Genomic DNA, 8470 nt, shown 5'->3' on the forward strand with positions numbered 1-8470 from the left:
GCGCAGGCCGACCGGGATCAGGCGATCCTGGCCGAGCAGGAGAAGGTCGCCGTCCGGCAGGCCGCGCTGAAGGAGCGCCAGCTCGACACCGAGGTCCGCAAGCCCGCCGACGCCGAGCGCTACCGGGTCGAGACCGAGGCTGAGGGCCGCCGCAACTCCCAGGTCTTCGACGCCGACGCCGCCAAGCTGGCTGCGATCGCCAAGGCCGAGGCCGAGGCCGAGCGGGACCGGCTGACCGGTGTCGGCGAGAAGTCGCGGCGTGAGGCGCTGGCCGAGGCCGAGGCGATCGAGGGTGCCAAGCGCGGTGAGGCGGAGAAGGCCCGCCGCATCGCGGAGGCCGACGCGCTGCGTGCCGAGGGTGAGGCGCAGGCCGCCTCGGTGCTCGCGATCGGTGAGGCCGAGGCCGAGGCGATGAACAAGAAGGCGGAGGCCTTCGCGCAGTACAACGAGGCCGCCGTCCTGCAGATGCTGGTCGAGATCCTGCCCAAGCTGGCCGCCGAGGTGTCGGCGCCGATGGGCGCGATCGACAAGCTCACCGTGATCTCCACCGATGGCGCGGGCGAGCTGCCCAAGCAGGTCACCAACAACATCGCCCAGACGCTGGAGCTGCTGAAGTCGAGCACCGGCCTGGACCTGCAGGAGATGATCGGCAGCCTCGGCAACAAGGCCGCGGCCCCGGCCGTTCCTGCCACGAGCGAGAACCACGTGGTGCGCGAGGACGCATGATCGCGTCGTTCACCTGAGGCTGCAGAGCGAAGAGCCCCTGAGATCCAGGATCTCAGGGGCTCGTCGTATGTGGGCTGTCTCAGTGGGCCGGAGGGTCAGTCCTTCGCGGTCTTTCCGGGCAGGTCGAGCATCCGCTGCAGGGCGACCTGGGCCTCAGCGGTGGTCGTGTCGTCGACCGAGATCACGTTGACCTCCGTGCCGGCGACCAGCGACTCCAGGGCCCAGACCAGGTGCGGCAGGTCGATCCGGTTCATCGTCGAGCAGTAGCAGACGGTCCGGTCGAGGAAGACGATCTTCTTGTCCGGGTGCGCGTCGGCGAGACGCTTGACCAGGTTGAGCTCGGTGCCGATCGCCCAGCTGGTGCCGGGCTCGGCGGCCTCGATCGTCTTGATGATGAACTCGGTCGAGCCGACCAGGTCGGCCTTGGTGACCACCTCGTGCGTGCACTCGGGGTGGACCAGGATCTGGATCGACGGGTCCTGGGCGCGCAGGTCGTCCACGACGTCCGCCGAGAAGCGACCGTGCACGGAGCAGTGGCCCTTCCACAGGATCATCTTGGCGTCCTGCAGCTGCTGGGTGGTGAGCCCACCGTTGGGCAGCAGCGGGTTCCAGACCACGCAGTCCTCGAGCGAGTAGCCGAGCTTGAGGACGGCGGTGTTGCGGCCGAGGTGCTGGTCGGGGAAGAAGAGGACCTTGGTGTCCTCGCCCTTCTGCGCGAAGGCCCACTCGAGTGCGACGTCGGCGTTCGAGGAGGTGCAGACGGCGCCGCCGTTGCGGCCACAGAACGCCTTGATGTCGGCCGAGGAGTTCATGTAGGTGATCGGCACGACGGAGTCGACGACGCCGGCGTCGGCGAGCGCGTCCCAGGCGTCCTCGACCTGCGCCAGGCGGGCCATGTCGGCCATCGAGCATCCGGCGGCGAGATCCGGCAGGATCACCTTCTGCTCGTCGGTGGTGAGGATGTCGGCGGACTCGGCCATGAAGTGCACGCCACAGAAGACGATGTACTCGGCGTCCGGGCGGGCGGCGGCGTCGCGCGCCAGCTTGAAGGAGTCGCCGGTGACATCGGCGAACTGGATGACCTCGTCGCGCTGGTAGTGGTGTCCGAGGACGAACACCTTGTCGCCGAGGGCTTCCTTGGCGGCGCGGGCGCGGGCCACCAGGTCGGGGTCGGAGGCCGGCGGGAGGTCGCCCGGACAATCGACGCCGCGCTCGCTGTTGGGGTCCGTGCCCCGGCCCAGCGGCAGGAGCGGCAGGTCAACCGTGGTCATGTCATCCATCCTAGATCGCGTCGTCTCCGGCCTTGCGCCAGGTGAACCCCGGTGGAATCGGAGTTGATTCCCGCTGGGTCCAGAAAGTCGTCGCGCAGCGGGTGACTCGGATCACTGCCTCAGTCCGGAAGGTGCTCAGCGGGGAGGTCGTTGAAGAAGTGACTACCCACTCGATCTCTGGAGCCACTTGTGAGCGTTGACACCGCGACCACCGTCTACGACAACCTCGGCATCGACGCCACGACGGCCGATGCCCTGTTCCTGCAGGCGCGGACCGCGAACACCTTCGCCGACCAGCCGGTCTCGCAGGAGCAGTTGGACGCGATCTACGAGCTCACCAAGATGGGCCCGACGATGATGAACAACCAGCCGCTGCGGATCACCTGGGTGCAGAGCCCCGAGGCGCGCGCTGCCGTCGTCGCCAAGCTCGCGGAGGGCAACCGCGCCAAGGCAGAGCAGGCGCCCGCGCTCGCGGTGCTGAGCTACGACGCCGACTGGCACGAGCAGTTCCCGGTCTTCTTCCCGCACGCGCCCGAGCGCAAGGCGATGTTCGACGGCGACGCCGCCACCCGTGCTGAGATCGCCAAGAACAACGCCTGGATGCAGTCCGGCTACTTCATCGTCGCCGTCCGGGCCGCCGGTCTGCACGCCGGCCCGATGGGCGGGTTCGACGCGGCGGGCGTGGACGAGGTCGTGAACGGGGGCACCTCGCACCGCTCCTTCCTGGTCGTCAACGTGGGCGTTCCTGGTGAGAACGCCTGGTTCGACCGGCTGCCGCGGCTCGACGCGGAGACCGCGACCGCCACGATCTGATTCGTTCGGCCTCCCTCGAGGGACGTCATGCGAGCCGCGGGCACGCGGTTCGCATGACGTCGTGGGGCGGTCGCTCATCCGAAGGTGCCGTGGTGCACGTACGGCACGGGCGGCCTCATCCCGCGCACCGCGAGGTAGCCGGAGGTGTGCACCGCCAGCCCCGCCTCGGTGGCGATCCGCAGCGCCCATTGGTTGGCGCCGGTGAGGTGGTCCTGGCTGATGCTCACGCCCGGGGCACCGGCCGCCAGCGCCGCCCAGAGCAGGCGCTCGGCCGTGCGCCGGTTGTCGGCCGCCAGCAGGCTCACCCCGCCGGCCGGGTGCAGGTACGCGTAGCCCGCACCGGTGGTGGTGTCGGAGACCAGCAGCGGATGGTGGGCGAGCAGCCACTCGTGGTCCACGCCGTGCGCGGCGTCGCGACGTCGGCGGTCGAGCGAGTCCATCAGCTCCCGGTCGCCCGGCGTCCCCTCGCGCACCTTGGTGATCACCGGGATCGCGTCGCGCCGGACCACGCCGGTCAGGGTCATCTGTGGATGGAGCTCGAAGCCTGCCAGCAGATAGCGGCGCACTGCCGCAGGGTCGGCGGAGGCCGAGAGCATGGCGCGCAGACATCCCGAGCCATGGGACGCAGCGGCGTCGAGGAGGGCGCGCCCGATGCCGTGCCCCTGAACCTCGGGATGCACCACATAGGTGTGCAGCAGCCAGGTCAGCTCGCGCACCGTGGAGGTCGCGAAGCCGACGACGCCGGTCGGCGTCTCGGCCACCCAACAGCCGCCGGGGTCGGTGCCCAGGACGAAGCGGGTGCGGTCCACCCAGAGCGCCGAGTTGGCGTCGTCCGGGAGGGCGGGGACGTCGAGGTGCCGGGGCAGGGTGCGCCGGTCCAGGTCGTGGAACCCGAGGTTGCGCAGCGCCACCACCGCGGGCAGGTCGGCGTCCTGCATCGGGCGGATCAGCAGGTCGGCGGGGGAGTGCGGTGACGTCGTCATCGATGCTCAGCATGCCTGACGACGCCACCCGACGTCCGCTGGTCGCCGGCTAGCAGGTCGGCACGGGCAGCGGCTTCGGCGGATGCTCCTTGGCCGCCCGCTCCAGGTGCGGGACCACCGCTGTCGGTGGCTGGCCGAGCAACGTGTCGCGCAGCGCCTCCTGCGGAGCGTCGGCGACAGCGGCCCGGGCTTCGTCCAGCGTGCGGAGCGTGCCCTGGAACTCGCCGGGACCGACCACGCCGTCGGTGACCGGGACCGAGCCGTACTCGCCGATCACGCCCCACTTGGCGCCGGTCGGATCAGGGCCGAGGTCGTCCTCGCAGGTGGCCGCGTCCGATGCGGCGAAGCCGGGGAACTCGGTCAACGCGACCAGATACTGCTCGCCGACCTCGAGCCGCGGCCGGCCGCCCAGCCCGAACTCGGTGCGGTCCTCGGGGTCGTGGTTCCTCCAGATCCAGCCTTCGGTGCTCAACGTGACCACCGACGGCGGCGGTGCCGCCTCGCTGCTGGTCCACAGGGTCTGGTCGATCCGGAGGCCGACCCAACGGCCGACCTCGCCCTCACCCCGCTGGAGTGACTCCTCGTCGATCTCCTTGGACCGCTCCTCGACCGCCGTCACCACGGCGACCACCGATGCGGACTCCACCCAGTCGACCGGGGTCATCGAGGGGAGGAGGTCGAGGCCATCCGCCATTACCGCCGCGCGGGGTTCCGGGGTCGGGGTGGTGGCGTCGTCCGTTATGAGTTGCGCGAGGGCGACGCCGCTGACGGCGAGAATCGTAGTTCCGCACGTGGCGCCGACAACTGTTCTCTTGTTCATGGCGTTTTCTCCGTTGACTCAGTAGACGGCGTTGATCTGGGCCTTGTTCGCGGCCCCGATCGCATTGGAGGTGATGGCGTTGAGGGGGCGTCGCATGCAGCCGAGGTCGGCGTCATCGTCGTCAAGCACCGGGCTGGCTTGAGGCCCATGGGTGAGTCCGACGGCATGTCCGACCTCATGGCAAGTGAGTTTCGGATTCTGGTATCCCGCGGGTCCCTCAACCTTGATGTAGTGCTGGTCGCACTCCCACGTCCCGACCGTGTCGTTGCACCAGATGCGGCCCCTCGTTCCCTCTGTATCTATCGGCCCTTCCTGAAAGATCCAGTCGGTCTCGCCCGGACCGTCGAAGGTGGGGTTCGCTTCGTAGTGGAGCCGAAGATCGCCAGGAGCGTACTGTGCGCCGAGCATCGCTTCGAGTGCTGCGCGGTCGAGCGCTTCCAGCGCTTGGGTTCCGCTTGCCATGTGCCAATAGACATCCGCATTGTCCGTTTGGCAGACGCCGATCGGAAGCGCTGATCCTTGGTCGCAAAAGATCTGAGAGTTTCCCGTTGGCACAAGGTTGTCGGCGTAGGCGGCGACGGCTGCGGTGGTGAAGCCGGCCATCGACGCAGCCGACAGAAGTGCGGTGAGCGTGCGAGTCATCTATTTTCCTTCCCGATTTTGGGGGTCCGTTGCTTCACGGTGCGGGGAGGAAGAAACGCCGGCAAGGTCCTGAGAGTGGTAATCGCGGGTGGATACAGATTGGGTCGGACTCTTGTCACCAAGGTGATAGAGATCTTCAACGCGAGCAATGGCGGCCCGCAGAGTCGTGGCGGTTAGCGCCACTGGCCGACCCAACGGGCAAGATGGCCGCGTGCGCATCCTCATCGCCCCCGACAAGTTCGCCGGCACGCTGACCGCTCCGCAGGCGGCTGAGGCCATCGCCCGCGGCTGGTTGCGCAGGCGGCCCGACGACCAGGTCGAGCTCTGCCCGATGTCGGACGGCGGCCCGGGGTTCATCGATGCGCTGCATGCGGCACTCGGAGGTGAGCTGCACGAGGTGGAGGTGCCGGGGTTGGCCGGCCCCGCGGTCACCGCGCGCTACCTGCTGGTCGACAGGACCGCCTACGTGGAGTCCGCCCAGGCGGTCGGGCTCGATCAGGTGCCGGCCGAGCGCCGCACCCCGATGACCAGCAGCTCGTTCGGGCTCGGGCTGATCCTGCGTGCTGCCCTCGACGCCGGCGCACGGCGGATCGTCGTCGGCGTCGGCGGCACCGCGACCAACGACGGCGGCGCCGGGCTGCTGGCCGCGCTCGGCGCAGGTGCCGAGGGTGCCCGCCTCGACGGCGGCCCGGAGGGGCTGACCGGCCTCACCTCCGTCGACCTCGCCGAGGCTCGGGCGGCGGTGGCGGATGTCGCGCTCGTCGTCGCCACCGATGTGGACACCCAGCTGCTCGGCCTGATCGGTGCCACCAAGACCTTCGGCCCGCAGAAGGGGCTCAGCGAGGAGGAGCTGCTGATCGCCGACGCCCGGCTGCAGCGGCTCGCCGAGTGCACCGACCGGAGGCTCGCCACCGCGCCCGGTGCCGGTGCGGGCGGCGGGATCGGCTTTGCGCTGATGCTGCTCGGCGCCGAGCGGGAGCCGGGGATCGGCCTGATCGCGGCGACCCTGGGCCTGGCCGAGCGGGCGGCGTCCGCTGACCTCGTGCTCACCGGCGAGGGCTCCTTCGACTTCTCCAGCCGGGCCGGGAAGGTGCCCTACGGGGTGGCCGAGATCGCCGGCGCGGCGTTGCGTCCGTGTGTGGTGCTGGCCGGACGCGTGCTGATCGGCGCGCGTGAGATGCGGGCGCTCGGGGTGGAGGCGGGGTACGCGATGAGCGACCTGGCCGGGGAGGAGCGCTCGCTCGCCGAGCCGGAGGCGGTGCTGGCCGATCTCGCGGAGCGGGTCGCGCGCACGTGGGCAATCGGGGAATAACCGCGAGTGTGCGACGATTGCCCTTAGTGACGTCCTCACCCCACGAACAGGGAGTACCAGCATGACCGAGCAGACCTTCGAGACGCGCACCGACCAGATCAACATCTCGCCGGTCGCTGCGGCCAAGGTCAAGAGCCTCCTCGAGCAGGAGGGTCGTGACGACCTCGCGCTGCGCATCTCCGTGCAGCCTGGCGGCTGCTCCGGCCTGCGCTACCAGCTCTTCTTCGACGAGCGCACCCTCGACGGCGACGTCGTCACCGACTTCGACGGCGTCAACGTGGTCGTCGACCGGATGAGCGTTCCCTACCTCAACGGTGCGGTGATCGACTTCGTCGACACCATCGAGAAGCAGGGCTTCACCATCGACAACCCCAACGCGACCGGCTCCTGCGCCTGCGGCGACTCGTTCCACTGAGTCGCGGCTGCGTACGCAGCGCCTAGCAAGAACCCGTAGCCATCGGCTACGGGTTCTTGTGCATTTCGGGTCCGCACCGGGCGGCGGGGCAGGATGGGTCCCGCACGACCCCCGGATCGGCGGGTACGAATGCCGGATCGGCGGGGCAGCGCCCGCTCGGCGCTAGTTGAGGTGCAGGTGCAGGCTGCCGGCGAGCTGGGCCGCGGAGGCGGGGACGGCGACCTGGCGCAGGTCGGTCTGCGACGCCGGCGGAGCCAGCGCGGGGGAGACTTGGTCGGGGGTGACGGCCACGCCGAGCGCGGCACCGGCGGCCTGGCAGTCACCGAACATCTCGTGCGGGCTGACGGCGTCGTCGTAGGGCAGGCGAGGGGCGATCGGTCGGCTCATGTTTTCGACGCTAAGGGTTACTGTCACGTACGCCTAGGGTCGTTGACCGGTACTGTTTCGAGCCATGTCCCTCCTGATCGCCGGTTCCATCGCAACCGACCACCTGATGTCGTTCCCGGGCAAGTTCTCCGACTCCCTCGTCGTCGATCAGCTCGACAAGCTGAGCGTCTCCTTCCTGGTCGAGGACCTCGAGATCCGCCGCGGCGGCTGCGCCGCGAACATCTCCTTCGGCCTCGGCAACCTCGGGCTCCGCCCGATCCTGGTCGGTGCGGTCGGCGAGGACTTCGCCGACTACCGCGCCTGGCTGGAGCGGCACAACGTCGACTGCGACTCCGTGCACGTCTCCGAGACCCGCCACACCGCCCGCTTCGTCTGCACCAACGACTCCTCGATGGCGCAGATCGCCTCCTTCTACGCCGGTGCCATGAGCGAGTCGCGCGAGATCGAGCTCAAGCCGATCGTGGACCGGGTCGGCGAGCCCGAGTATGTGCTGATCGGCCCGGACGACCCGGAGGGCATGCTGCGCCACACCGAGGAGTGCCGTTCGCGCGGCTACCGGTTCGTGGCCGACCCGTCGCAGCAGCTCGCCTTCGGCGAGGGGCCGCTGATCCGGCAGCTGATCGAAGGCGCGCACATCCTCTTCTCCAACGAGTACGAGGCCTCGCTGATCATCCAGAAGACCGGCTGGAGCCGCGAGGAGGTGCTCGATCGGGTGGGGACCTGGGTGGTCACCCTCGGCGCTGCCGGCGTCCGGATCGAGCGCAAGGGCGAGGAGACCGTCACGATCGCGGCGGTTCCCGACGTCGCGGCGGTCGAGCCGACCGGTGTCGGCGACGCCTTCCGGGCCGGATTCCTGGCCGCTCTCACCTGGGGCCTCGACGACACCCGGGCGGCCCAGCTCGGCTGCCTGCTCGCCGTCCACGTGGTGGAGCAGGTCGGCACCCAGGAGTACGCCCTGTCGCGGGAGGGCTTCCTGACCCGCCTGGAGAAGACCTACGGCGCCGAGGCCCGCGCCGACATCGAGGGACACCTCAGCGCCTTCCGTCCCTGACCCGAACCCGCGCTTGTTCACACCCGAACCCGCGCTTGTTCACCGCCACC

10 protein-coding genes are annotated in these 8470 nt (G+C 69.6%); 5 read left to right on the forward strand and 5 right to left on the reverse strand.

Annotated elements, in window-relative coordinates:
• The coding region (locus ABD151_RS04765; RefSeq protein ID WP_343991861.1) for a flotillin domain-containing protein at nt 1-726 on the forward strand (726 nt) is incomplete at its 5' end.
• Nucleotides 727-821: 95 nt separating this feature from the next.
• Here the strand turns inward: ABD151_RS04765 and nadA are convergent.
• The gene (nadA, locus tag ABD151_RS04770; RefSeq protein WP_343991862.1) at nt 822-1997 is read right to left on the reverse strand and encodes a quinolinate synthase NadA; all 1176 of its coding nucleotides are present in this window, start codon (nt 1995-1997) and stop codon (nt 822-824) included.
• Nucleotides 1998-2186: 189 nt separating this feature from the next.
• Between nadA and ABD151_RS04775 the strand changes: the two genes are divergently transcribed.
• Nucleotides 2187-2810, forward strand: coding sequence for a malonic semialdehyde reductase (locus ABD151_RS04775; RefSeq protein WP_343991863.1), 624 nt, complete (start codon nt 2187-2189; stop codon nt 2808-2810).
• Nucleotides 2811-2884: 74 nt separating this feature from the next.
• Here the strand turns inward: ABD151_RS04775 and ABD151_RS04780 are convergent, their stop codons facing one another.
• The 3 genes from ABD151_RS04780 to ABD151_RS04790 all read right to left on the reverse strand — a co-directional run bounded on the left by ABD151_RS04780 (nt 2885) and on the right by ABD151_RS04790 (nt 5255).
• Nucleotides 2885-3793, reverse strand: coding sequence for a GNAT family N-acetyltransferase (locus ABD151_RS04780; RefSeq protein WP_343991864.1), 909 nt, complete (start codon nt 3791-3793; stop codon nt 2885-2887).
• Nucleotides 3794-3842: 49 nt separating this feature from the next.
• Nucleotides 3843-4457, reverse strand: a complete 615-nt coding sequence (locus ABD151_RS04785) for a hypothetical protein (protein ID WP_343991865.1) — start codon at nt 4455-4457, stop codon at nt 3843-3845.
• A 174-nt stretch (nt 4458-4631) separates the two neighbouring features.
• Nucleotides 4632-5255, reverse strand: coding sequence for a hypothetical protein (locus tag ABD151_RS04790; RefSeq protein WP_343991867.1), 624 nt, complete (start codon nt 5253-5255; stop codon nt 4632-4634).
• A gap of 211 nt (nt 5256-5466) precedes the next feature.
• Here ABD151_RS04790 and ABD151_RS04795 point away from each other — a divergent pair, with 211 nt between their 5' ends.
• Both ABD151_RS04795 and erpA read left to right on the forward strand, forming a co-directional pair.
• Nucleotides 5467-6567, forward strand: a complete 1101-nt coding sequence (locus ABD151_RS04795; protein WP_343991869.1) for a glycerate kinase family protein — start codon at nt 5467-5469, stop codon at nt 6565-6567.
• 61 nt (nt 6568-6628) lie between these two features.
• On the forward strand, nt 6629-6982 hold the full coding sequence (gene erpA, locus ABD151_RS04800) for an iron-sulfur cluster insertion protein ErpA (protein ID WP_343991871.1): 354 nt from the start codon (nt 6629-6631) through the stop codon (nt 6980-6982).
• Nucleotides 6983-7144: 162 nt separating this feature from the next.
• Here erpA and ABD151_RS04805 read toward each other — a convergent pair whose 3' ends face one another.
• A complete protein-coding gene (locus ABD151_RS04805; protein ID WP_343991873.1) occupies nt 7145-7369 on the reverse strand; it encodes a hypothetical protein in 225 nt (74 codons plus the stop codon).
• A gap of 64 nt (nt 7370-7433) precedes the next feature.
• On the opposite strand from ABD151_RS04805, the gene ABD151_RS04810 reads away from it, so the two are divergent.
• Entirely contained in the window at nt 7434-8420 is a 987-nt protein-coding gene (locus ABD151_RS04810; RefSeq protein ID WP_343991875.1) for a carbohydrate kinase family protein, read from the forward strand.
• The last annotated feature ends 50 nt before the right edge of the window (nt 8421-8470 follow it).

The sequence above is a fragment of the Nocardioides dubius genome (genome assembly GCF_039528155.1).
GTDB lineage: Bacteria > Actinomycetota > Actinomycetes > Propionibacteriales > Nocardioidaceae > Nocardioides > Nocardioides dubius.

Excerpts from the sequence above, each read along its gene's own strand:
- nadA (WP_343991862.1), bottom strand. The coding sequence starts at position 1,997 with ATGACCACGGTTGACCTGCCGCTCCTGCCGCTGGGCCGGGGCACGGAC.
- ABD151_RS04780 (WP_343991864.1), bottom strand. The coding sequence starts at position 3,793 with ATGACGACGTCACCGCACTCCCCCGCCGACCTGCTGATCCGCCCGATG.
- ABD151_RS04785 (WP_343991865.1), bottom strand. The coding sequence starts at position 4,457 with ATGACCCCGGTCGACTGGGTGGAGTCCGCATCGGTGGTCGCCGTGGTG.
- ABD151_RS04790 (WP_343991867.1), bottom strand. The coding sequence starts at position 5,255 with ATGACTCGCACGCTCACCGCACTTCTGTCGGCTGCGTCGATGGCCGGC.
- erpA (WP_343991871.1), top strand. The coding sequence starts at position 6,629 with ATGACCGAGCAGACCTTCGAGACGCGCACCGACCAGATCAACATCTCG.
- ABD151_RS04805 (WP_343991873.1), bottom strand. The coding sequence starts at position 7,369 with ATGAGCCGACCGATCGCCCCTCGCCTGCCCTACGACGACGCCGTCAGC.
- ABD151_RS04810 (WP_343991875.1), top strand. The coding sequence starts at position 7,434 with ATGTCCCTCCTGATCGCCGGTTCCATCGCAACCGACCACCTGATGTCG.